20 protein-coding genes are annotated in these 22,974 nt (G+C 67.7%); 8 read left to right on the top strand and 12 right to left on the bottom strand.

Annotated elements, in window-relative coordinates:
• Positions 1 to 72: 72 nt before the first annotated feature.
• The 3 genes from NL241_RS25820 to NL241_RS25810 are packed head-to-tail and all read right to left on the bottom strand — an operon-like array spanning position 73 to position 4,569.
• Positions 73 to 2,442, bottom strand: a complete 2,370-nt coding sequence (locus tag NL241_RS25820) for a lysylphosphatidylglycerol synthase transmembrane domain-containing protein (protein WP_487696613.1) — start codon at positions 2,440 to 2,442, stop codon at positions 73 to 75.
• A gap of 59 nt (positions 2,443 to 2,501) precedes the next feature.
• Positions 2,502 to 4,127: a fatty acyl-AMP ligase gene (locus NL241_RS25815; protein ID WP_487696612.1), complete on the bottom strand. Its 1,626-nt coding sequence runs from the start codon at positions 4,125 to 4,127 to the stop codon at positions 2,502 to 2,504.
• Positions 4,128 to 4,158: 31 nt separating this feature from the next.
• Positions 4,159 to 4,569 (bottom strand): DUF5994 family protein, encoded by a 411-nt coding sequence (locus tag NL241_RS25810; RefSeq protein ID WP_487696611.1) that lies wholly within the window; start codon positions 4,567 to 4,569, stop codon positions 4,159 to 4,161.
• A gap of 264 nt (positions 4,570 to 4,833) precedes the next feature.
• Between NL241_RS25810 and NL241_RS25805 the strand changes: the two genes are divergently transcribed.
• Entirely contained in the window at positions 4,834 to 5,724 is an 891-nt protein-coding gene (locus NL241_RS25805) for an SDR family NAD(P)-dependent oxidoreductase (RefSeq protein ID WP_494395409.1), read from the top strand.
• 1 nt (position 5,725) lies between these two features.
• Here NL241_RS25805 and NL241_RS25800 read toward each other — a convergent pair whose 3' ends face one another.
• Complete coding sequence (locus NL241_RS25800; protein WP_487696609.1) at positions 5,726 to 6,574, bottom strand: oxygenase MpaB family protein; 849 nt, start codon at positions 6,572 to 6,574, stop codon at positions 5,726 to 5,728.
• Between the two features lie 158 nt (positions 6,575 to 6,732).
• On the opposite strand from NL241_RS25800, the gene NL241_RS25795 reads away from it, so the two are divergent.
• Genes NL241_RS25795 through NL241_RS25770 form a run of 6 tightly spaced genes read left to right on the top strand, consistent with a single transcriptional unit; the run spans position 6,733 to position 14,109 of the window.
• The gene (locus NL241_RS25795) at positions 6,733 to 7,083 is read left to right on the top strand and encodes an L-rhamnose mutarotase (protein ID WP_487696608.1); all 351 of its coding nucleotides are present in this window, start codon (positions 6,733 to 6,735) and stop codon (positions 7,081 to 7,083) included.
• A 45-nt stretch (positions 7,084 to 7,128) separates the two neighbouring features.
• A complete protein-coding gene (locus NL241_RS25790) occupies positions 7,129 to 8,433 on the top strand; it encodes an MFS transporter (RefSeq protein WP_487696607.1) in 1,305 nt (434 codons plus the stop codon).
• Between the two features lies 1 nt (position 8,434).
• Entirely contained in the window at positions 8,435 to 9,601 is a 1,167-nt protein-coding gene (rhaI, locus tag NL241_RS25785; protein ID WP_487696606.1) for an L-rhamnose isomerase, read from the top strand.
• A 5-nt stretch (positions 9,602 to 9,606) separates the two neighbouring features.
• Positions 9,607 to 11,643 carry a bifunctional aldolase/short-chain dehydrogenase gene (locus NL241_RS25780; protein ID WP_487696605.1) on the top strand — a complete coding sequence of 679 codons (2,037 nt, stop codon included), beginning with the start codon at positions 9,607 to 9,609 and terminating at the stop codon, positions 11,641 to 11,643.
• On the top strand, positions 11,640 to 13,079 hold the full coding sequence (locus tag NL241_RS25775; RefSeq protein WP_494395408.1) for a rhamnulokinase: 1,440 nt from the start codon (positions 11,640 to 11,642) through the stop codon (positions 13,077 to 13,079). The genes NL241_RS25780 and NL241_RS25775 overlap by 4 nt, the downstream gene beginning before the upstream one ends.
• Before the next feature lie 31 nt (positions 13,080 to 13,110).
• Positions 13,111 to 14,109, top strand: a complete 999-nt coding sequence (locus NL241_RS25770; RefSeq protein WP_487696662.1) for a LacI family DNA-binding transcriptional regulator — start codon at positions 13,111 to 13,113, stop codon at positions 14,107 to 14,109.
• A gap of 7 nt (positions 14,110 to 14,116) precedes the next feature.
• On the opposite strand, the gene phoU is transcribed toward NL241_RS25770, so the two are convergent.
• The 7 genes from phoU to NL241_RS25735 form a co-directional block, all read right to left on the bottom strand.
• A complete protein-coding gene (gene phoU, locus NL241_RS25765) occupies positions 14,117 to 14,782 on the bottom strand; it encodes a phosphate signaling complex protein PhoU (protein WP_487696603.1) in 666 nt (221 codons plus the stop codon).
• Between the two features lie 70 nt (positions 14,783 to 14,852).
• Positions 14,853 to 16,010 carry an NAD(P)/FAD-dependent oxidoreductase gene (locus tag NL241_RS25760; RefSeq protein ID WP_494395407.1) on the bottom strand — a complete coding sequence of 386 codons (1,158 nt, stop codon included), beginning with the start codon at positions 16,008 to 16,010 and terminating at the stop codon, positions 14,853 to 14,855.
• Positions 16,011 to 16,015: 5 nt separating this feature from the next.
• Positions 16,016 to 16,450 (bottom strand): type II toxin-antitoxin system Rv0910 family toxin, encoded by a 435-nt coding sequence (locus NL241_RS25755; RefSeq protein ID WP_487696601.1) that lies wholly within the window; start codon positions 16,448 to 16,450, stop codon positions 16,016 to 16,018.
• Positions 16,451 to 16,721: 271 nt separating this feature from the next.
• Entirely contained in the window at positions 16,722 to 17,045 is a 324-nt protein-coding gene (locus tag NL241_RS25750; protein WP_487696600.1) for a putative quinol monooxygenase, read from the bottom strand.
• 10 nt (positions 17,046 to 17,055) lie between these two features.
• The gene (locus tag NL241_RS25745; RefSeq protein ID WP_494398391.1) at positions 17,056 to 18,081 is read right to left on the bottom strand and encodes an NAD(P)-dependent alcohol dehydrogenase; all 1,026 of its coding nucleotides are present in this window, start codon (positions 18,079 to 18,081) and stop codon (positions 17,056 to 17,058) included.
• A gap of 5 nt (positions 18,082 to 18,086) precedes the next feature.
• Entirely contained in the window at positions 18,087 to 18,827 is a 741-nt protein-coding gene (locus tag NL241_RS25740; RefSeq protein ID WP_494395406.1) for an iron-sulfur cluster assembly protein, read from the bottom strand.
• 2 nt (positions 18,828 to 18,829) lie between these two features.
• On the bottom strand, positions 18,830 to 19,888 hold the full coding sequence (locus tag NL241_RS25735) for an amidohydrolase family protein (protein ID WP_494395405.1): 1,059 nt from the start codon (positions 19,886 to 19,888) through the stop codon (positions 18,830 to 18,832).
• Positions 19,889 to 20,053: 165 nt separating this feature from the next.
• On the opposite strand from NL241_RS25735, the gene NL241_RS25730 reads away from it, so the two are divergent.
• Positions 20,054 to 21,514, top strand: coding sequence for an AAA-type ATPase lid domain-containing protein (locus NL241_RS25730; protein ID WP_494395404.1), 1,461 nt, complete (start codon positions 20,054 to 20,056; stop codon positions 21,512 to 21,514).
• Here NL241_RS25730 and NL241_RS25725 read toward each other — a convergent pair.
• Positions 21,507 to 22,961 carry an adenylate/guanylate cyclase domain-containing protein gene (locus NL241_RS25725; RefSeq protein WP_494398390.1) on the bottom strand — a complete coding sequence of 485 codons (1,455 nt, stop codon included), beginning with the start codon at positions 22,959 to 22,961 and terminating at the stop codon, positions 21,507 to 21,509. The two genes, NL241_RS25730 and NL241_RS25725, sit on opposite strands and share 8 nt — an antisense overlap.
• Positions 22,962 to 22,974 lie beyond the last annotated feature (13 nt).

Below are 22,974 nucleotides of genomic sequence, written 5' to 3'. Positions count from 1 at the left end.
GAAATCGGCGAGCACGTCCCAGATCGCTTGTCGGCTGGCAGCTGGTGCGGCCGCGGCTGATGTGCGCCACTGTCAGATCATCTCGTTCTTGCCCAGCCAGCGCATGACCTGCCAACCGACGATCACCGGCAGCCAGCAGGTGAGCACCCGGTAGAGCAGTACCGACGGAACGGCCACGGCGGCGGGCACACCGAACGCGGCCAGGCCGCCGATCAGAGCGGCTTCCACCGCGCCCACTCCGCCCGGTGTCGGGGCCGCCGAGGCCAGTGTTCCGCCCACCATCGTGACCACCGTGACGGTCACGAAGGTGGCGTCACCGCCGAACGCCTCGACGCTGGCCCACAGTGCCAACGCCTGCCCGAGTGTGGTTGTGGCACAACCCAGCACGATCACCGCCAGCCTTTTGGGCTCGCGGGCCAGGTCTTTGAGGTCTTTGAGCACCTCGTTGAGCCGCGGCCGGACGGCGTCCTTGAGCCAGCGGCGCAGTTTCGGCACGAACATGAACACCCCGACCAGCCCGAGTGCCGCACCCGCGATCAGGTACAGCACGGTGGCGTCGGGGACGAATTTCGCCAGGTCGGCCGGTACGGCCGCGGCGAGGCTGAACGCGATGAGCAGCGCGATGTGCGTCATCACCTGAACCGACTGCTGCAGTGCCACCGCGGTGGTGGCGCGCAACGCACCCAAACCGCCCTTCTGCAGGAACCTCGTCGACAGCGCGAGGCCGCCGACGCCGGCGGGGGTGGTGGTAGCGGCGAAGGTGTTGGCTACCTGCATCAAGGTGAGCTTCCAGAAACTCACCAATCCCGCCGCGGACGCCCACAACGCCGCTGCCGCACCGGTGTAGCGCAGCGACGAGATCGCCAGGCCGGCCACTGCCCACCACCAGTTGGCGTTGCTCAGCTCGTCGAAGAAGGCCGGCACGGTACTGATGAACGGATAGGCGACGTAGACGAGTGCGACCAGCAGGACCAGCTGGATCAGCTGATTGCGGGTGAACCGGGTGATGGTCTCTTTCTTGATCTGGTCGGCGCCGGTCTGGCGCATCACCTCGTCACGGGCGTCGGCCATCACCGCCTTGTCGTCGGGAATCTCCTTGAGCAGCCGCGAGGGCATCGCAGCCTTGGTCAGCCGGCGTGAGGCGGTGAGCACCGCGTCGGAGTCGAAGGCCGCGATCGCCGCGGCCACAGCGGGCTGAGCACCGTAGAGATGCGTGGTGGTCACCAGCAACTGCGCGATGTCGGCTTGCAGGTGCACATCGGATGCCCCGAACTCGGCGCTGTCGAAGCCGCCGAAGAGGGTGGCGCCCTCGTCGACGGTCAGCTCCTTGGTCCGCAGATCGCCGTGGGCGATCACGTGGTCGTGCAGCTGCCGCAGGGAGGCCCACGCGCTGGCCGCGGTGTCGCGGCTGGTGCATTCTTCGATGGGCACGCCGCGCGCCGGCGTGTGGGCATACAGTGTCCAGCCCCGGTTGAGGTCGGCGACGGCGATCGTGGTGGTGTTGGCCACGCCGATGTCGTCGATGGCAATGCCCATCAGGGCCCGGTGTTCGACCGCGCGCCGCTGGGAAGCGTGCAAGGGGGCGATCTCCCGTTTGCGCAGGCGCGCCCATCGCCAGAATTGGCGCAACGCGCCCCCACTTCGCTGATTGGGGCCGTACAACTCGACGACGGCGGGTTCGTCGGGCCCGAAGGCCGAGATCACCAAGGGTCCCGCCCCGGCCGGACGCACCACCGTCAGCCCCGTCACCGCGAGACCGCGGCGGGCCAGGGCGCGCACCGCGCCGTCGAGGGGCACCTCCAGTGCGGGGGTTCCCACCACCAGCACCGTGAACGCCCCGACGAACCAGCCGACCGACAGCCCGAGCAACGACCGGGCGGGCACCACGGCGCTGACCACCAGGTGGATGGGGACGAACGCCAGCAGCAGCCCCCACCACCAGCGCCGCCACCGCGCGGGCAGCCACGGCCCGGAGACGGTCAGCACCGCGGCCAGCATCGCGATCCAGCGCGGGTCGTCGAGGAACTGAGACAGCAGGGTGTCCAGCCGGTCGGAGAGGTCGAAGTGCCATCGCGGTGCGGCGATGCCGTTGCCGGTGATCGACAGCGACAGCACGGCCACCACCCCGGCGGCTGCGTACGCGCCGAGTAGTTTCCATTGCCTGCCGACGATCAGCCCGATCAGGATGGCGAACGGCAGCGCCAGGATGGCCACGCCATAACCCAGGTAGACCAGGTTCGACTGGGTGGGGGTGAGCACGCCGACGATCTCGGAGATGGACCGTTCCAGCTGCTCCCATTCGTTGCGGGTGATCAGCGAGCTGGTCACCACGAAGATCAGGAATGCGGTGGCGAAACCGAGCCGGATGATGTCATTGGTGCGTCGGGTCAGTGGCTGCAGCAAGCTGCCCGAAACGGCGATCTCCCGCCCGTCAACTCGCATAGTGCCGGAATTCTTTCAGATCCCCCGAGGCTGGCCTAGCAGGCGACGTCGGCGGGCCGTCAGGCAACCAGCGAGCGGGCCTCGGTTCGCCGAAGCTTCCCCGACGGGGTTTTGGGGATCATGCCGGGGCTGAGGACGACGACGTTTCGCGGGCGCACGTTGGTCTCGAGGAAGACTTCGTGGGCCACCTGATGCTGGATGGCGCGGACCCGCTGGGGGTCGTCGTGGGACTTCGACTCGACCACCACTGCGAAGCTCTCCCGCTGATCGGACTCCAGCCGCACAGCGACAGCGCAGCCGGGCCGTACGCCCGATACCCGCGCTGCAGCGCGCTCGATGTCGGTGGGGAAGACGTTGCGCCCGCCCATGATGATGATGTCCTTCACCCGCCCGCACACCACCAGCTGGCCGTCCTCGGTGAGGTAGCCGAGGTCTCCGGTGTCGAACCAGCCCTGCGAGTCCTGGGTGGCCATCGCGCCCGCCACCGTCCGGTAGCCACGCGTGACGGAGTCCCCGCGCACCTGGATCACGCCGACTCCGCGGATCGGCAGCGTTGCGGCATCTTCGTCGACGATCCGCGCCTGCAGTCCCGGCAGCGGCGGCCCCAGGCGCGCCAGCCGCCGCATGTGGCCTTTGGTGTGCGGCACAGCGCGGCCGAGTGCCGCCAGGATGTCGGCATCGACCTCGTCCACCTGCAGTCCGCCACCGCACGCCGAGAACGACACCGCGACGGTGGTCTCCGCCATGCCGTAGGCGGGCAGGATCGCTTCGGCCCGCAGTCCGAACGGAGCGCCCGCGGCGCACAGCGATTCGACGTCCGCGGGTTCCACCTGCTCGGCTCCCGACAACGCCCACCGCAGCGAAGACAGATCCAGCGAAGCCGGGTCCGCGTGACGCAGCCGCTTGGCCAGCAGCGCATAGGCGAAGTTGGGTGCCGCGGTCATGGTGCCGCGGTACTTGTCGATCAGCCTGGCCCACAACAGGATATCGGTCAGGAAGTCCATCGGCATGATCTTCACCAGCTCGGCCCCGAAAAGCATGGGCACCACCAGGAATCCCGTCATCCCCATGTCATGGAACAACGGCAGCCAGCTCACGATCACGTCGGTGCCCAGGTCGTATTCCGCTCCGGCGAACATGGCTTCGGCGTTGGCGAACAGGTTTCGGTGCGTGATGGTCACCGCCTTGGGCGGGCCTGTCGAGCCGGATGTCAACTGCAGCAAGGCCACATCGTCCTCGTCCGACGGCAATGGCTCCGCAGCAGAAGAATTCAAGAGGTGCTCGACGGTGAGAGTGCGCAGACCGAGTGCCTCGAGGATGGGCACCGCCGCCAGGAACGGCTCGGACACGACCACCACGTCGGCCTCGATCAGCTTGATGACGCCGGCAGTCTCCTCGGCCCATCGCTGCAGATCGGTGCGCGGCGTGGGTTGGTGCAGCATGGTGAGGCTGGCTGCGCGCATCCAAATGCCTTGTGCAACAGGGGCAATGTCCGCAGGTGCCCCAGCCAGGACGGCAACGGCGGCGCCGCGGCTCACACCGGCGCCGCTCAGGCCACCGGCTACGCGGCATGCCCGGTCGTGAACTTCGCGCCAGGTGCGCCGAACGGGTGCACCCGGTTCACCGGTCACCATTCCGCGTTCGTCGGTCGCATTGCTGGACATGGTGTCGGTGAATCGGCTCATGAGCTCTTTCCTGAATGGAGAAGTGGTGCGATCACGGATGCAACGTGATATCGGGATGAGGTCGCAGGAGCCGCCTGACCATCGCAACGGTCATCGGTTGGGTTGAGTTCGCGACCGCAGTCAGGACGCACCTGGCGGTGGCCTCGGGTTCTGCTGCCGGTACGACGAACAGCACGGCGTCGCGGGAATGGGTGCCGAGCAGCAGCACGGTGTCGCTGGCCCGCAAACGGTACGGATCGACGGCCACCGAAGTGTCGCCGCGGATGATGCGCGCGGGTGCGGGCGGCCACATTCGGTGGTCGTACACGACGCGACGGACCGGCCCGATCCACGAACCCACAACGGAAACCAGGTCCGGTAACGCGGTGCTCAGATCCTGTGCCGCCGGCCACCAAGCGCCGTCGACACCACCGGATCCGGTTGCCCGGTCACAGATGGCCAACCGCGGAAGGTCCGTAATACTGTGAGCGATACGCACGCTCCTGCCGGCTAAGTAGCCCTTCGCGAACGGCACCACCTACGGTGGTGCACGACGAACCCGCGACCGACTCAGCGTAACAGCCGCGCTGCGGCGCTGAGTGTTACCGCCGAGCTCGGCGATTCGATTGTTTATTGACAGTTCAAAAGTCGTCATCTGCAACGTTTTTGCGTGCTCTGGGGCGTTTCTCCGGGTGTGGGGCGAGTCGCGGACGCTAGTGTGGGCACCGTGTCAGCACACTGGTCGCCGAGCCGCCTCGGCAACTTGGCAGGCAAGCGCATCATCGTCACCGGTGCCACCAACGGAGTGGGTCTGGCCACGGCCCGCGCGCTGGTGAACGCGGGTGCGCACGTGATCCTGGCGGTGCGCAACACCACGCTGGGCGCCCAGCGGGCCACCGAGATCGGCGGCTCCACCGAGGTGCTCCACCTGGATCTGGCCGATCTGTCGTCGGTTCGGGCGTTTCCGGACGCGCTCGCCGGGGATATCGACATCCTGATCAACAACGCGGGCGGGCTCACGCAGCACCGCCGCGACACCGCCGACGGTTTCGAGACGACGATCGCCACCAATCTGCTCGGTCCGTTCGCGTTGACGAATCTGCTGTTGCCGCGAATTCGCTCGCAGATCATCACGGTGGGCTCAGAGGCTCACAAGCGCGCGACGCTGCGCTTGGAGGACATGCACCTGCGCACGGCGAAGTGGACGGTGATGGGGGCTTATTCGCGGTCGAAGCTGGCGACGATGCTGTGGGGGCTGGAACTCGACCGGCGGCTGCGCGTGGCGGGCTCGCCGGTCACCAGTCAGCTCACCGACCCGGGCTGGGTGTCGTCGAACATCTCCAATGTCGCCGACAGCGGGCCCATGGCGCTGGTGCACCGAGGCGTCAAAGCGGTGGGGGACCGGTTGGCCAATGACATCGATCAGGGTGCGGCGCCGACGCTGTACTGCATCAGTGAGCCGATTCCCCCCGGCAGCTATGTCGGCGTCGACGGCATCATGGGCCTGCGGGGCGGACCGGTCCTGATCGGGCGGTCCGCTGTGGCGTGCGACTACGAGCTGGCCGCCCGTGTGGTGGCCTTTGCTGAAAAGGAAACGGGCACAAGCATTCCGGTGTGATTCAGCGTGGGCCCATCGCCCAGCGGATACCGCCGACCAGTACCTGGCCGGACCATCGCACCGTGGTCGCTTCGGTGAGCGGCAGATACGGGAGCCGCAGCGGAAACCGGGCCCACGACGGCAGCATGGCCACTGCCGCTGCCGACAGCGCGGCGTAGGGCCCGCGGGCCACCAGAGGCAGCGGCGGGGTCAACAGCAGGAACCGGGCCGCATCGCGTGCCTCGGCGGTGCCGCGCAGCTCGGGCCGGAACTGCTGAATGCGTTGTGCCAGTTCAGCTTCGGTGCGCGGTGGATCCGCGACGCCCAGTGCGGTGGCTATCCGGGCGGTGTCGGCGACGTACCCGTCGCGGCCAGCCTGGTCCAAAGGTGTTGCGCCGTAACGCTGGAACGCCGTCAGGAAGCTGTCGATCTCGGCGATGTGCACCCACTCCAACAGATGCGGGTCCGAGGCTTCATAGGGCGTGCCGTCAGAGGCGGCGCCATGGACGCGGCGGTGGATGCCGCGGACCTTGTCCACGGCGCGCTGGGCATCGACCGCGGTGCCGTAGGTGGTGACCGCCAGGAAGGTGCTGGTGCGTTGAAGCCGACCCCACGGATCGCCGCGGTAATCGGAATGCTGGGCGACGCCGGCCATCGCCAGGGGATGCAACGACTGCAGCAGCAGCGCGCGCAAGCCGCCGACGAACATCGACGCGTCGCCGTGGACCCGGCGGATGGGCCGGTCCTCGGCGAACCAGCGTGGGCCCGGCGTCTGGTGGATGCGGGCGCGGTTGGAGGGGCCGTCGGGGCCGGCAACCAGGCCGAACAGGCCCCGCCCCAGGCTCTCGCGCACACCGTCGAGGCTGACCATGTAGTCGACGGTACGCGCGGTCGGCCGTCGGTGCGGTGGGCCCCACCGTCGATCTGCACCGCCCGACCAGGGATCTTGACGAACCACAGCGAGCGTTCTACTGTGACCGTACTCACGGGATTGAAACGTTTCAATCTTCAGACAGCGAAGGGGCTGGGATGCCGGAGACGTCGACGACGCCGGACACCGCGATTCAGCGGGTCTGTTTTCTCCTCCAGTTGAAACCCGACCGTGTGCAGGACTACCTGCACGCCCACGAAGAGGTGTGGCCGGAGATGCTCGACGCACTCCGTGCGGCCGGCTGGCGCAACTACTCGCTGTTCGTCCGGCCTGACGACGGCCTGGTGGTCGGGTACCTCGAGACGCCGGACTTCGAGGCCGCGCAGCGGGCCATGGCCGCCACCGACGTCAACTCCAAGTGGCAGGCCGGTATGAGCCAGTACTTCCAGGACAGTGCCCACCCTGATGAGGCCATGCGCCCGCTACAGCACTACTTCCATCTCGCCTGAACCGACACCTGATCCCCACCGCCTACTGAGACCAGAGGACATCGTATGAAAATCGGAGCACGCTCCACGACCGGCTGGCGGGCCACCATCGCCGTCGCCATGTCGAACTACATCGAGGCCGGCTCGATCATCGCCATCGCCACCAGCCTCGCGTTCTGGCAGGCCGAATTCGGCATCAGCAATTTCGCGGTGGGGTTGCTGGCGGCACTGAGCGCCAACGCCTTCGGCGCGGCCATCGGCGCCATCCTCGGCGGACCCCTGTGCGACCGCTTCGGCCGCAAGGCGATCTACACCTACGATCTGCTGGTTTACATGGCCGGCGTGCTGTTGGCCGCCTTCGCCGTCAACTTCACCATGCTGTTGGTGGCGTTCATCGTGACCGGTATCGCCGTCGGCGCCGGTGTGCCCGCATCGTGGACCTACATCGCCGAACAGGCGCCCTCGGTGGAGCGCGCCAAGCACGTCGGTACCGCGCAGCTGGCCTGGTCGGTGGGCCCGCTGATCGGCTTCGCGCTGGCCGCCGCCCTGGCCCCGATGGGCCTGCTCGGTTCCCGGCTGATCTTCCTGCACCTGTTCGTGGTCGCCGCGATCGTCTGGTGGGTGCGCCAGGGGCTGGAAGAGTCGAAGATCTGGTCCGAAGAAGGGAAAGCCGAAGCGTCCGTGACCCTGGGCGCCCGCGGTCTGCGCGGCCTGTTCTCCCGCAAGGTCAACATCACCGCCCTGCTCTTCCTCGGCGGCATCTACCTGTTCTGGAACACCGTCGCCGGCCAGGCCGGCATCTTCATGCCCCGCGTCTACGACACCGCCGGCCTGCACAGCCCGGTGGCGCAGAACCTGCTGCAGGTGCTGGTGTGGGGTTGCACGGTGCTGGCCACCTACTTCGGCTTCATGCGCTACGGCGACCGGGTGTCGCAGAAGAAGCTCTACATCGGTGGCGCCGCGCTGGGAATCGTCGGCTGGATCGTCCTGGTGGCCTTCACCGACGGCGGCGTGCCCACCATGCTGATCTTCGCGGTGCTGTGGGGAATCTCGTCCGGCCTCGGCGCGCAGGCCTTCTACAGCCTGTGGACCAGTGAGCTGTTCGCCACGCCGTACCGGGCCAGCGCCCAGGGCGTGATGTTCTTCGCGGTGCGTACCGCGACGGGCCTGCTGAGCTACTTCTTCCCGACCCTGCTGGCCGCCACCGGCCTGACGGTCGTCGGCCTGTTGCTGGTCGGTCTGCTGACGGTAGCCTTGATCATCGGGGCCATCTGGGCGCCCCAGACGCAGGGAAAGACGTTGCAGCAGATCGAAATCGAGCGCTATGGCCAACCGGTGCAGGATCCGGCGGCCGGAAAGGCAGTGGTCTGAAGTGACGCAGAAAACCTTCACTGGCGAGACCTTCGACAACCTCGCGATCGAACTCCCGTCGTGGGCGTTCGGTAACTCCGGGACACGTTTCAAGGTGTTCGGGACACCGGGCACGCCGCGCACCATCGAGGAGAAGATCGCCGACGCCGCCACGGTGCACCGCTTCACCGGGCTGGCGCCCGTGGTGGCTTTGCACATCCCGTGGGACAAGGTGGACGACTACACCAAGCTGGGCGCCTACGCCCGCGAGCACGGGGTGGCGCTGGGGACCATCAACTCCAACACCTTCCAGGACGACGAGTACAAGTTCGGCAGCCTGACCCATACCGACAAGATGGTGCGGCAGAAGGCGATCGATCACCATCTGGCGTGTATCGAGATCATGGACCAGACCGGCTCGCGGGATCTGAAGATCTGGCTGGCCGACGGCACCAACTATCCGGGCCAGGGCGATATCCGCGGCCGCCAGGACCGGCTCGCCGAATCGCTGGCCGCCATCTACCAGCACATCGGCGAAGGGCAGCGCCTGGTGTTGGAGTACAAGTTCTTCGAGCCGGCCATGTACATGACCGACGTCCCGGACTGGGGCACGTCCTACGCACAGGTCAGCGCACTGGGAGACCGGGCCAAGGTCTGCCTGGACACCGGCCACCACGCGCCGGGCACCAACATCGAGTTCATCGTCGCTCAGCTGCTGCGGCTCCGGAAGCTGGGTTCCTTCGACTTCAACTCACGGTTCTACGCCGACGACGACCTGATCGTCGGGGCCGCTGATCCGTTCCAGCTGTTCCGCATCATGTTCGAGGTGATCCGGGGCGGTGGGCTGGAGAGCGGGTCGGATCTGGCGCTGATGCTGGATCAGTGCCACAACGTCGAAGCCAAGATCCCGGGGCAGATCCGCTCGGTGCTCAACGTCCAGGAGATGACCGCGCGCGCCCTGCTGGTCGACACCGAGGCGCTGACCACAGCGCAGGAGACCGGTGACGTGCTGGGCGCCAACGGAATCTTCATGGACGCCTTCTACACCGATGTCCGTCCCACGCTGGCTCAATGGCGCAGCGAACGGGGGCTGCCGGAGGACCCCATGCGTGCCTTCGCCGAATCCGGATACCAGAACACCATCAACGCCGAACGTGTCGGCGGAACCCAATCCTCGTGGGGAGCCTGAGAAACATGACCAACCAGACCGTCCAAGACCTGATCGCCCGGTCAAACCGGCTGGGCTCTGACCCGAAGAATACCAACTACGCCGGTGGCAACACCTCGGCCAAGGGCAGCGAGACCGACCCGGTCACCGGCGAGCCCGTGGAACTGTTGTGGGTCAAGGGTTCCGGGGGAGACCTCGGCACCCTCACCGAGAAGGGCCTGGCGGTACTGCGGCTGGACCGGATGCGCGCGCTGGTGAACGTCTACCCCGGCGTGGAACGCGAAGACGAGATGGTGGCGGCGTTCGACTACTGCCTGCACGGCAAGGGTGGCGCGGCGCCGTCCATCGACACCGCCATGCACGGTCTCGTCGACGCCCCCCATGTCGATCACCTGCACCCGGACTCCGGTATCGCGCTGGCCACCGCCGCCGACGGTGAGGCGCTGACCAAGCAGATCTTCGGTGACCGCGTGGTGTGGGTGCCGTGGCGGCGTCCCGGATTCCAGCTCGGCCTCGACATCGCAGACATCAAGAAGCGCAACCCGCAGGCCATCGGCACCATCCTCGGCGGTCACGGCATCACGGCGTGGGGTGACACCTCCGCCGAAGCCGAGGCGCATTCGCTGGAGATCATCGAGACCGCGCAGCGCTACATCGACGCCAACGGGAAACCGCAGCCCTTCGGCGGCGCACTGGAGGGCTACGCGGCCCTGCCCGACGAACAGCGGCGCACCAAGGCCGCCGAGCTGGCCCCGTTCATCCGCGGTCTGGCGTCCACCGACAAGGCGCAGGTCGGTCATTTCAACGATGACCCCCGGGTGCTCGAATTCCTTGCCAGCAGCGAACATCCGCGACTGGCCGCGCTGGGTACCAGCTGTCCCGACCACTTCCTGCGCACCAAGGTCAAGCCGTTGGTGCTGGACCTGCCCGCCGACGCCCCGGTCGACAAGTGCCGCGAGCGGCTCACCGAACTGCACGAGGCTTACCGCGCCGACTACCAGGCCTACTACGACCGGCACGCCGACGCCGACAGCCCAGCGATTCGAGGCGCCGATCCGGCGATCGTGCTGATCCCCGGCGTGGGGATGTTCAGTTACGGCAAGGACAAACAGACCGCGCGGGTGGCCGGCGAGTTCTACCTCAACGCCATCAACGTGATGCGCGGCGCCGAGGCCATCTCCACCTACGCCCCGATCGACGAGTCGGAGAAATTCCGCATCGAGTACTGGGCGCTGGAAGAGGCAAAACTGCAGCGGATGCCGAAGCCCAAGCCGCTGGCCACGCGCATCGCGCTGGTCACCGGTGCGGCCTCGGGTATCGGCAAGGCCATCGCCACCCGGTTGGCCGCCGAAGGCGCCTGCGTCGTCATCGCCGACCTGAACGCCGACAAGGCTGCCGAAGCCGCGAAGGAGATCGGCAACTCCGACGTCGCCGTCGGGATCGCCGCCGACGTCACCGACGAGGATGCCGTGCAGGCCGCCGTCGACGCCTGCGTGCTGGCCTTCGGTGGCATCGACATCGTGGTCAACAATGCCGGTCTGTCGCTGTCGAAGTCGCTGCTGGAGACCACGGCCGCGGACTGGGACCTGCAGCACAACGTGATGGCCCGCGGGTCGTTCCTGGTGTCGAAAGCGGCCGCCAAAGCGCTGATCGACCAGAAGCTCGGCGGCGACATCATCTACATCTCGAGTAAGAACTCGGTGTTCGCCGGCCCCAACAACATCGCCTACTCCGCCACCAAAGCCGATCAGGCGCACCAGGTTCGGTTGCTGGCCGCCGAGCTGGGCGAGCACGGGGTCAAGGTCAACGGCATCAACCCCGACGGTGTGGTGCGCGGATCCGGCATCTTCGCCGGCGGCTGGGGCGCCAAACGTGCTGCGGTGTATGGGGTTCCGGAAGAGGAGCTGGGCAAGTACTACGCGCAGCGCACGTTGCTCAAGCGTGAGGTGCTGCCGGAGAACATCGCGAACGCGGCGTTCGCGTTGTGCACGTCGGACTTCTCCCACACCACCGGGCTGCACGTGCCGGTGGACGCCGGTGTGGCCGCCGCCTTCCTGCGATGACGGGGTCCGTCGCCGCGGTCGACCTGGGGGCCACCAGCGGTCGGGTGATGCTCGCCGAGGTCGGGCCGGACCGGCTCGAGATGCGGTCGGTGGCCCGGTTCGCCAACGATCCGGTGTCACTGTGGAACGGCCGCCGCGACGCTCTGCACTGGGATATCGCGGGTCTCTACCGCAACGTCGGCGAAGGTCTGGCCGCGGCCGGACACGAGGCGCCGGACCTGGCGGGTATCGGTGTGTGCTCGTGGGCCGTCGACTACGGCCTGCTGCGCGACGGCCGGCTGTTGTCGACGCCGCACCACTACCGTGACGAGCGCACCTCGCGCGGTGTGAAGTTGGTGCACGCCCAGATCGGCCCCGAGGAGCTCTACCGTCGCAACGGTATTCAGTTCCTGCCGTTCAACACCGTCTACCAGCTGGCCGCGGAGAAGGCCGACGGGCTGCTCGATCTGGCCGACACCGCGCTGCTGGTGCCCGACCTGATCAACTACTGGCTCACCGGTGTCCGCGCCGCCGAACGCACCAACGTCTCCACCACAGCGTTGTTGACGTTGGAGGGGGCGTGGGACACCGAGCTGATGCAGCGGCTGGGCCTGCCGACATCGCTGCTGCCGGAGCTGGTGGAGGCCGGCAGTGTGCGCGGGCCGCTGTTGGCCGACGTCCGTGCCCGGCTGAGCCTGCCGGTGAGCGCCGAAGTGGTGTCGGTGGCCTCGCACGACACCGCTTCCGCAGTTGCCGCCATCCCGATGCGTTCGGAGCGGGCCGCCTACATCTCCTGTGGCACGTGGGGGCTGGTGGGTGTCGAGCTGCCCGCTCCCGTCGTCACCGATGCGGCGCGGCAGGCGAACTTCACCAACGAGGTGGGCACCGACGGCCGGATCCGGTTCCTGCACAACGTCATGGGCATGTGGCTGCTCAGTGAGACCATGCGCCAGTTCGACCGCGACGGGCATCGCCTCGAACTCGGTGTCCTTCTGTCCGAGGCCGCCGAAATGCCCAGACCCGCTGAGGTTTTCGACACCGACGACCCTCGTTTCCTGCCACCCGGCGACATTCCCGGTCGGATCGCGCAGTGGTACACCGAGCGCGACCTGCCCGCACCGAACGGCCCCGCCGCGATGGTGCGGGCCATCGTGGAGAGCCTGGCCGCGGCGTTTGCCGGCGCGGTGCGCACCGCGGCGGAGCTGACGGGTGTGGACGTCAGCGAGGTACACATCGTCGGCGGTGGTTCACAGAACGAACTGCTGTGCCAGCTCACCGCCGACCGGCTGGGGATGCCGCTGCTGGCGGGCCCCGTCGAAGCGACCGCGCTGGGCAATGTGCTGCTGACCGCGCGAGCGCGTGGCTTGGTGACCGGTGACCTGGAATCGCTGCGGGCCCTGGTGGCCACCCGCTTCCCGGTGCGGCGCTTCGAACCCCAGGCGGCTGCCGTCGGTTGAAGTCATCTGGTGTGATGGTCGCGTGGTGAGCATGCGTGACGTGGCCGCGGCCGCTTCGGTGTCGATCGGGACCGTCTCCAACGTCCTCAACGCTCCGGGCAAGGTCGCACCTGCCACGGTGGCGCGTGTCCAGGCGGCGATCGACGAGCTCGGCTTCGTCCGCAATGACGTGGCCCGTCAGCTGCGGGCGGGCCGGTCCCGCAGCGTCGGGCTGGTGGTACTCGACGTCGGCAACCCGTTCTTCACCGATATCGCGCGTGCCGCCGAGCACCGGGCGGGGGAGCTCGACCTGACCATCCTGCTCGGCACCTCCGATGACGACCCCCACCGCGAACGCACCTACATCGACACCTTCGACGAGCAGCGGGTGTTCGGCCTGCTGGTCTCACCGATCGGCGACGACCTGAGCCGGCTGGCCGCGCTGCAACGGCGCGGTACGCCGGTGGTGCTCGTCGACCGGGACGGCAGCGGCACCCCCTTCGATTCGGTGGCCGTCGACGACATCGCCGGCGCGCGGATGGCGGTGGCGCACCTCGGCGAGGTCGGCCGTCGCCGGATCGCCTTCGTCGGCGGGCCCGCCGAGCTGCGGCAGGTCCGTGATCGGCGGACCGGCGCCCAGCAGGCCGTCGACGCCATTCCCGGCGCGCAGCTCGAGGTGATCAGCACTCCGGCCCTGACGGTGCTCGAGGGCCGCGCCGTCGGAGAGCTGTTGCGTGACCGGCCGGCGAGGCTGCGCCCGGACGCCGTGTTCTGTGCCAACGACCTGCTGGCCATCGGTGTGTTGCAGGCGCTGACGCTGATCGGGGACCTCCGGGTGCCCGAGGACATCGCCCTCGTCGGTTACGACGACATCGACTTCGCCCGGTCTGCGGTGATCCCGCTGAGCTCGATCCGCCAGCCCACCGCCCGGATCGGCGGCACCGCGGTGGACCTGCTGATCGACGCCGCCGAAGATCCGGCCAACCACCGCCCGGATCATGTGGTGTTCCAACCGGAACTGGTGATCAGGGCCTCCACCCAGGGCGGGTGAGGTTCCGTTATTCGGCCGGCGGTGGGGAGTCGGTGAGCTTGGAGCCGGTGGTCTGGAAGATGATCCGCCGGGCGATGTCGACGGTGTGGTCGGCGAACCGCTCGTAGAACCGGCCCAGCAGCACCAGGTCCACGGCCGCGGCCACCCCGTGGCGCCAGTCCGCCCCCAGCACGACCGTGAACAGGTGCCGGTGCAGGCTGTCCATGGTTTCGTCGTCTTGCAGGATCTGTTTCGCCCGCCCCACATCGCCGGAGAGCACCACCTCTTGTGCACTGCGGGCCAGGGCGACCGCCACCTCACCCATCTCGGCGAAGTATCCGTCCACCTCTTCGGGCAGGACCCGGGCGGGATGACGGCGACGGACGATGCGCGCGACGTGTGCGGCCAGACCGCCCATCCGATCGGCGTCGGCCGAGGTCTGCAAGGCGCCGACGACGGCCCGCAGGTCGGACGCGACGGGGGACTGCAGGGCCAGCAATTGGAAGGCGTCGTGCTCGACCTGATTTTTCATGGTGGTCAGCTGGTCCAGTTGCGTGATGACATCTTCGGCGGCTTCCAGATCCGCCTGCAGCAGCGCATGCGTGGCCCGCTCGATTGCGCCACCTGCCAGCGCACACATCCTCGCCAGGTTGGACGCCAAGTCATCGAGGTGCTGGTGGAATTCGGTGCGCATGCTTTCTCACGGTCAAGATCAGCTAATAAAGCCGCATATTACCCACTGCGCTGGCAGGTAAACCGAACGGTCACCGCGGCGGTGCCGCTGCCTGCTCGATCAGCTCTTTGCCGGCGTCGTAGTCGTCGTCTGCGTGGTAGGTGAGCACCCCGACGGCGGCGCCTCCGTCGTCGGTGTACCAGACCGTGAATCCGCTGCCGTGCTCGACCAGCCTCGCATCCGAGAACCCGTCACCCCACGCGTGGTACTTGATGGTGGCTTCGCCGATGGTGCTCCAGAACCCCGGCGCCGAATCCCACCGAGCTGCTTCCCCGGCGGCCACCGTCCCGGCGATGCTGCCCTGGTCGACGGCGTCTTGCCAGTGCTCGACGGCGAGATGACGCCCGGCGGTGTCGTTGAAGGCGAAGGCGAGATCGCCCGCGGCGAAAACATCGGGGGCAGAGGTGCGCATATCGCTGCCCACCACGATCCGGGAATCCCGCACGTCGAGTCCGGCGGCCTCGGCGGGACCGCTCTGCGGCGCGACACCGGTGGCGGCCAGCACCAGGTCTGCTACCAGGCGGGTGCCGTCCTCGAGCAGCACCGCGGTGCGGTCGGCGCTCTTCTCCAATGCCTTCACCGTCGACTCGGGGTGGTAACGCACCCCGGCGCGCTCGACCAGTTGCCGCACCCGCTGACCGGCCTCGTGGCCCAGGCGCTTGACCTGAGGCGCCGGATCGGGGGCCACCAGGTCAACCGAAATGCCCTGCGCGGCAAGCGAAGCCGCCGCCTCGCATCCGATGAAGCCGGCACCGATCACCACCGCGGTCTCCGCGCGCTTCGCCGCTGCCTTCAAGGTCACCGCGTCGGTGGCCGACCGTAACTGCAGAGCCAACTCGGAGCCGGGCACCGGTAACGGCACCGGCGCGGCGCCGCAGGCCAACACCAAGGTGTCGTACTCGAAGCGACGGTCCCCGGCCGTCACGGATTTCTGCGCGACGTCCACGGCTTCGACCCGCACCCCATGGATCACCTCGATGGACCGGTCGCGGTACCACTGCGGCGGGTGCAGGGCGATGTCGTCGTCGTCCCCGCGCAAAAACTCCTTGCTCAGCGGAGGACGCGCGTAGGGCGGGTCCGGGTCAAATGTCAAGATGCGCACGGGTGCGTCCGGGCGGTGTTCGCGAAACGCTTCCGCGGCGCTGACACCGGCGGGACCGCTGCCGATGATCAGCAGGCCGGCGGGCATGGGACTCACACCGGACGCAGCGAGGCCAGGTTCTCCACGGACCTGCGCACGTCGGATTCGAGCACCCTGGCCACCAGCGACCCGACCGGGCCGTTGAGCAGCCCGCCGGTCAGGCGCGCGACCAGGTGGAACGTGGAGCCCGGGTTGTTGTCGCTGATCGTCATATCCAGCGCGATGTGCACGCCGCCCCGGCCGCTGCCCCTCATCTCGAGGCGTTTGAACAGCTCGAAGCTGGTCACTTCCCAGTGGATGACGTTGCGGAAACCCTTGACCTTGATCAGTGAGGACACCTTCGTGCCCAGTTGGACCTCGGCCGGAACCTCGCTCTTCCAGCCGCCGAAGATCGTCATCCATTCACCGAAGCGGTCGAGGTCGGATGCCAGCGCCCAGGCTTCGCGCGGTGACTGGTCGGAGGAGACAGACACGTCAACTGTGGCCATGGGTGTCTCTCTACCCGTTGCCCGTCGCCGCTAACCGCCTCATTGGTGGCGGCGCGTCAGTTGCACCCACCACTCCCGTCCGGCGCAGTCGGGACTGACGCAGCGCCGCTGGTCGCGTTTACCGTCGAGCGGAGCCGGTTCGGTCTGCCCGCCGCACACCAGACAACAACGTTCGTCCTGGCTTCTGGCCATGAGGACGGATATCCACCCGGGTCGCAGCCCTATCGGGAACAGCGAGGACGTTGTTGTCCGGTTGGTCACATCGGCGCTGTCAGCCAACCTTGATCTCACCCATCTCCGACCATCCGTCAGCGTCGATCGTGTGGCTGATGATCAGCGGTGTGGAAGCCAGCGCGTTCGGCGCTTCGGCGACGAACTTCTTGAAGTGCTCGCTGGTGACATGTTCCTTACCGGCATCACCGTCGCGGAACCCTTCGACCAGAACGTATTCCGATGGATCGTCGAGGCTGCGGGACCACTCGAAGAACAGGTTGCCGGGCTCGTTGCGGGTTGCCTGGGTGAACTCGGCGACGACGTCGGGGAATGTCTCGAGATACTCCTGTTTCGGCTTCCACTTGACCACGATGAATATCATCTGAGAACTCCTAAGGGGTGAGGATGGCGCGCCCGCGGACGTTGCCGGCGTCGAGATCGTTGATGGCGGACTGGAAGTCGTCGAGGGCGTACTTCTGGGTGTGCAGATTGACCGCGCCGCGGGCGGCCAGTGCCATCAGGTCGCAGAGGTCGTTGTACGAGCCCACCAGGTTGCCGATGAAGTTGATCTCCGTCGAGATGATGTCAATCGTGGGCACGTTGATGTTCTCGCCGTACCCGACGACGTGATAGTCACCGGCCCGCCGCAGCATCGCCACGCCTTCGCTGGTGGCACCCCCTTCGCCCACGAAATCGACGACGGTCTCCGCACCGTGCCCACCGGTGAGGGTCAGCACCTGGTCCACCTGGGTGCCGTCGGCGACCACCCCATGGTCGGCGCCGATGGCTTCGGCGAGCTTGAGTGCCTCCGGATTACGGTCGACGACGATGAGTTCGGCGGGGGACAGGGCCTTGAGTACCTGAATCCCGATGTGGCCCAAACCGCCGGCGCCGATCACCACACACCGGTCCCGCGGGGTGAGGCGGCGCGCGGCCTTGGCTGCGGCGTGGTAGGCGGTCAGGCCGGCGTCGGCCAGTGCCGCCACATCCGAGGGTTCCAAGGAGTCGTCGATCTTGACCACGCTGCGCGCCGAGGTCCTCAGGTACTCGGCATAACCACCGTTGGTGTCGATTCCGGGAAAAGCGTTGGCCTCACAGTGCACATCGTCACCGGATCGGCAGGCGCGGCACAGCCCGCAGGTGATCAGCGGGTGGACGATCACCTTGTCGCCCTCGGCGACGTTGGTGACCGCGGCGCCGACGGCATGAACCCAGCCGGCGTTCTCGTGACCGATGGTGTACGGCAACTGGACTTGCGATTTCTCTGCCCACTGTCCCTCGAGGATGTGCAGGTCGGTACGGCACACGCCGGCGCCGCCGATCTTGATCACCACGTCGAAGGGGCCGGTGGGGGTGGGGACCGGGACTTCCTTCATCTCCAGATTCTGGTGGTAGCCGACCACTTGGACGGCGCGCATCGTGCTCATGACAGTGCTCCTTGCAGGGGGGACAGGGGAATCAGGGTGTGCGCCGAGGTGGGCGTGACGGGGTCGTCGTAGCGCGTCTGCAGCAGGCCGCGGCAGAAATGGGCGTTACCGTCGATCGAGATCCGGGTGGACCGGGCCCGGCGCAGGGCCAGCGGGACGTCACCGGCCGAGTAACCGCGGCCGGCATGGTCGACCATGACGAGATCGTCTGGCCAAGTTGACAATCCGAGCGCGACCCGGCGCCGTAACAGCGCTGCCGTGGTGCTGTCGTCGGGCAGCTCGCAGAGTGTGACAGCGCCCAGGCCCTCCTCGGTGCGGTCGGGGTCGGCCCTCAGCAGCGCGGTCAGGCAGCGTTCCATCGCCGCGGTGTGGGCCTTGCGCTTGAAGGTCTCGCGCAGCTCGTCCAGCGACTGGTCGGCTTCATGGCCGAAGGTGCCGCGATACCCGGCGTCGGTGGCCAGTCCGGTGTTGATGATGTCGGAGTCGTGGTGGTCGTCGAGCTCGACCACCACGTTGTTGGTCCAATCCAGCGCCGACAGAGCGTCTTTGGCGTCCGACGCCATCAGGTAGGCGAAGTTGGGTGAGCAGAACGAGGTCGGAAGACGCAGGTGCAGTTTCACGTTGAGCGCCGGACTGATCACCAGTGTGTGCACGAAACCGAGGTCGGTGATCGGTTCGTCGAGCTCCGGGTCGACCACCGTCGACAGCGCGGCCATCGCTTGTTGGTGGCGGCTCATTCTCACGCCCCCACCAGGTGGTCGGCATTCTCGGCGGTGTTGTCGGCGCCGCGCGGGCCGACTGCCGGGTCGTCTGCGGAGGGGATCTGCAGTTCGGCCGGCACCGGGATGTCGTACATCTTGGCTGCGTTGAGCCCGAGGATCTTGCGCTTCTGGTCTTCGGTGGTCGCGGGGTATTCGCCGAGCTCGTCGGGAATCTGGAAGTCGACGAACGCCTCGATCAGCCAACGTGGCGTCCACAGCGCGTAGTCCGAGGAGAATTGGATGCGGTCTTCGCCGACCCAGTAGAGCAGCTCGCCCATGATCTGTGCGAAGTACTTGGGCCGGGTGTGGATGAAGGGCATCGCCACCGCCAGCCCGGCATGCACGTTCGGTTCCTGCGTGGCGATCCAGCAGAAGTCCTCCAGCCGGGGCAGGCCGCAGTGTTCGACGACGAAGTTCAGGTCGGTGAAGTCCGAGGCCACGTGGTCGATGTCGGCCACGTCGAACGCGTCGCGGTCCAGCGGGCGGATGGTCGGCCCCTTGTGTACGTGGATGTTGCGCACGCCGAGTTCGCGGCAGGCCTCGAAATAGCGGTAGGCCCACGGGTCGTCCATCCGCCAGCCGCGGGAGTCGCCGTGCCATTCGGCGGTGTAGAGCTTGACGCCTTTGAGGTTGTACTTCTTGGCGTCTTCACGGAACTGGTGCAGGCCCGCTTCGCCGTTGCGGGGGTCGAAGTTGTGGTTGTAGGTCAGCTTGTCCGGGTGCTTGGTGGCCAGCTCGAACGCTTCGTCGGTCTGGCCGAAACCCTTGTAGTAGAACTCGCCCAGCTGGGCGGGCTGAAAGATCGCGTGGTCGACATAGCCGTCGGTGAACAGGTCTTTCATCAGGCGTTCGCCGCCCTGATAGAGGTATTCCTCGTAGCTCCAGACTTCCGATTCGGGCGACAGGTTGCGGTGATAGTCGTAGAAGCAGTCGATGAACTGTTTGCCGTGGATGTTGCGCTGATTCTCCGGGCGCGCATCCCACAAGGCGATGTGGGCGTCGACGATGAAGTACGTGGTGTCGTCCTTGCGGTACATGGGCTGGCCTCTCTCTCCTGTGACGGCTGTCACAGCACTGGCCTGAGAGTAGGTTCGCGAACCGGCTTCGCGGAGGGTCTGGGCGTCTCAATCTGAGACGCCACCCCGGCGGCGTGGAACCGGGCTCGATGTAATCTGGGTCACAGCGAAGGAGGGGCCGGCGGAGTGTCTGACGGAGTACCGGACCGAGTGCAACGGCAGCAGGAGGTGGACCGCGCGCTGCCGCGGCGCCTGCTGGCTTCCTGGCAGCGCAGCGAGGAGTACGGCGTGCCCCTGGAGTCGGTGGAACCGGTGTTCGCCGGCACCGAGAACCTGGAATCGCTGTTCGTCGAGTGCGGCAACGAGGTGCTCACCGACCTGCATCGGACGCTGTCGGCCGAACCGGTCAGCATGATGCTGACCGACGCCGAGGGAGTGGTGTTGAGCCGGCTCTCCGGTGACCACAGCCTGCTGCGGGCCCTCGATGACGTGCACCTGGCGCCCGGGTTCGCCTACTCCGAACGCGAGGTCGGCACCAACGGGCTGGGACTCGCGTTGGCCGACCGGGTGCCGACGCTGGTGCGTGCCGACGAGCACTACGCGTTGAATCTGTGCTCGTTCACCTGCGCGGCGGTACCGGTGCTGGATCCGGTCAGCGGGCGGCTGGAGGGCAGCGTCAACTTCACCACGTGGTCGCAGTCGTCCAGCGACTTGTTGCTGGCCCTGGCGCGTTCGGCGGCCAGCAACACCGCCGCGCTGATGCTGGCCCGCTCCAGCGGCCGGCGGCCCCGGCCGACCTCCCGTGGTCAGGTGTTCCGGGTCGAGATGCCGCGGCTGGAACCGGGATCCGGCACGCTGCACCAGTTGTCCGAGGCGTGGAACCAGGTGGTGGCCCGGGCCGAACGCGCCATGGCGTCGCGCCACGTGGTGGCCGCCATCGGTGAGCCCGGCGTGGGCCGGGCGACGCTGCTGGCCCAGGCGGCCCGCCATGTGTATCCGCGGGATCGCATCCTGTCCGCGGGGGTGCCCGCGCCGTCGGACACCTCGACCTGGCTCGAACTGTGGGCGCCGGAGCTCGGCAAGGCCCACACCGCCGTCGTCGTGCGTGACGTCGACACCCTGCCCACCTGGGCGGCCGAGCGGCTCCGCGACCTGGTGGCGCAGACTTCCAGCGTGCCGTTCGCGATGACCGCCGAGCGGTTCACCGACATCCCGGTCGCCCTGTCCGGGCTCGTCGACACCGTGGTGGAAGTGCCGCCATTGCGTGACCGCAGTGCCGATGTGCTTCCCCTGGCCGCACACATCGCCAGACGCACCCGCGGTCGTGACGTCCAGATCAGCCCGGCCGCCGCGCGTGCTCTGCAGAACTACGGCTGGCCCGGCAACGTCGATCAGCTGTCCCGGGTGGTGGCACAGGCGGCGGGCCGTTCCGACGTCGTCGACGTGGCGATGCTGCCGTCGGAAGTCCTCGCCGGCGACACCCGGCACCTGTCCCGGATCGAGGCGTTCGAGCGCGGCGAGATTGTCCGGGTCCTCGGTACCGGGGCGCCCACCATGGCCGAAGCGGCGCACGAGCTGGGGATGAGCCGGGCCACGCTGTATCGCAAAGCGGCGCAGTACGGTATCGACGTCTCGCGGCCTAAGTAGGCACGCTGAGGTCGGTGGCACTGGAGCGGCCGCGCAGCACTTCGGAAACCTCGGTGCGCCAGTTCTTCTGCTCTGCCCCATCGGCGCGGGTCAGGGCGGCGCCCGAACACGCCACGCGGCCCGTCAGCGTCTTGGCCCGGTCGGCGAGCCGCGCTGCTTCGTTGACCGGGTCACCGACGACGGTGTACTCGAAGCGGTTCAGTGCGCCGAGATATCCGGCGAACACCGGCCCGGCCGACACTCCGATACCGAAATCGACCTCGGGGACATCACGCATGCGCTGTGCCAGGTCGCGGGCGGTGGCCAGGGCGTCCGTGGCGGCTGCGGCGTTGTGGATCGGGGCGCCGAACACCGCGAGTGCGGCATCACCTTGGAACTTGTTCACGAATCCGTGGCCCTGATCCACCGCGGCCACCACGGTCTGGAAGAAGCGGTTGAGGGTGTCGGCCACGTCCTGCGGTGGGCGGGCCGCCGCGAACTGGGTACTGCCGGTCAGATCGACGAACAGCACCGCGACCTCCCGGACATCGCGGTAGAGCGTGGTGTCGCGCTGCACCAGCAATGTCACCAGATCCGCGCCGACGTGCCTGCTGAACAGGTCGCGCAACCGGTCACGTTCGCGCAGACCGGCCACCATCCGATTGAAACCGCTTTGTAGGCGCCCTATTTCGGAACGCTCGTAGACGTCCACGGTGCGCCTGATGTCACCGCGCTCCACGTGGGCCATCGCGTCCACGACATCACGCACCGGGTCGGAGATCGACCTCGACACCACGATGATCGCCCGCAAGCCCCACAACACCGCCACCACCGACAGCACCAGCACGGGCACCTCGATGGAGCCGGAGTCGGAGATCACCACCCCACGCGCGCGGGCGACGATCAGCAGCGCGATACCGACATTGGGCAGCGCACAACACAACACCCACATGGTGATCAACCGGGCCAGCACGCCGGGCGCGGTGTCGCGGGACCCCAGTGTCGGGGCGGCGGCAGCGGTGATGGGCCGCAGCGTGCGCATCGTCAGCAACAGTGCGGTGCACACCGCGGCGGTGACCCCGAAGAACACCGCGGGTGCGGTCAGCAGTGCCACGTCCGCGGCGTGGCGTGGATCGGCCAGGACCGTGACGGCGCCACTGGCCACCCAGACACCGAGCAACAGCAGCGACTGCCGCCTGGCGATCCCGATGGCGGCACGGCGTTGTCGCGCAGTGGGTTCCGACGCCGGCACGAACCAACGCAGCGACGGCGTCACGTTGGCGATGCTGCCCACGGCGACGACGGTGATCGCCGCGACCACCACGGTGACGATCAGCACCGCGTTCTGGTCCCGGAACAGGGCCTGCGCCGAACCGGTGGTCTCGGGGCGCAGGGTGGTCATGATGAACAGGACCTCGGTGACGGCCAGGATGTGGGCGATGGTGACGCCGGCCGCGTAGCGAAACACCAGGCGGGCCGCC

It is taken from the genome of Mycolicibacterium sp. SMGY-1XX (assembly GCF_059132455.1).
The sequence above is the reverse complement of the archived record's forward strand: the minus strand, read 5'-3'. Positions and strand labels throughout refer to the sequence as shown.

Excerpts from the sequence above, each read along its gene's own strand:
- NL241_RS25820 (WP_487696613.1), bottom strand. The coding sequence starts at position 2,442 with ATGCGAGTTGACGGGCGGGAGATCGCCGTTTCGGGCAGCTTGCTGCAG.
- NL241_RS25815 (WP_487696612.1), bottom strand. The coding sequence starts at position 4,127 with ATGAGCCGATTCACCGACACCATGTCCAGCAATGCGACCGACGAACGC.
- NL241_RS25800 (WP_487696609.1), bottom strand. The coding sequence starts at position 6,574 with ATGGTCAGCCTCGACGGTGTGCGCGAGAGCCTGGGGCGGGGCCTGTTC.
- NL241_RS25795 (WP_487696608.1), top strand. The coding sequence starts at position 6,733 with ATGCCGGAGACGTCGACGACGCCGGACACCGCGATTCAGCGGGTCTGT.
- NL241_RS25790 (WP_487696607.1), top strand. The coding sequence starts at position 7,129 with ATGAAAATCGGAGCACGCTCCACGACCGGCTGGCGGGCCACCATCGCC.
- NL241_RS25780 (WP_487696605.1), top strand. The coding sequence starts at position 9,607 with ATGACCAACCAGACCGTCCAAGACCTGATCGCCCGGTCAAACCGGCTG.
- NL241_RS25775 (WP_494395408.1), top strand. The coding sequence starts at position 11,640 with ATGACGGGGTCCGTCGCCGCGGTCGACCTGGGGGCCACCAGCGGTCGG.
- NL241_RS25770 (WP_487696662.1), top strand. The coding sequence starts at position 13,111 with ATGCGTGACGTGGCCGCGGCCGCTTCGGTGTCGATCGGGACCGTCTCC.
- phoU (WP_487696603.1), bottom strand. The coding sequence starts at position 14,782 with ATGCGCACCGAATTCCACCAGCACCTCGATGACTTGGCGTCCAACCTG.
- NL241_RS25760 (WP_494395407.1), bottom strand. The coding sequence starts at position 16,010 with ATGCCCGCCGGCCTGCTGATCATCGGCAGCGGTCCCGCCGGTGTCAGC.
- NL241_RS25755 (WP_487696601.1), bottom strand. The coding sequence starts at position 16,450 with ATGGCCACAGTTGACGTGTCTGTCTCCTCCGACCAGTCACCGCGCGAA.
- NL241_RS25750 (WP_487696600.1), bottom strand. The coding sequence starts at position 17,045 with ATGATATTCATCGTGGTCAAGTGGAAGCCGAAACAGGAGTATCTCGAG.
- NL241_RS25745 (WP_494398391.1), bottom strand. The coding sequence starts at position 18,081 with ATGCGCGCCGTCCAAGTGGTCGGCTACCACCAGAATCTGGAGATGAAG.
- NL241_RS25740 (WP_494395406.1), bottom strand. The coding sequence starts at position 18,827 with ATGAGCCGCCACCAACAAGCGATGGCCGCGCTGTCGACGGTGGTCGAC.
- NL241_RS25735 (WP_494395405.1), bottom strand. The coding sequence starts at position 19,888 with ATGTACCGCAAGGACGACACCACGTACTTCATCGTCGACGCCCACATC.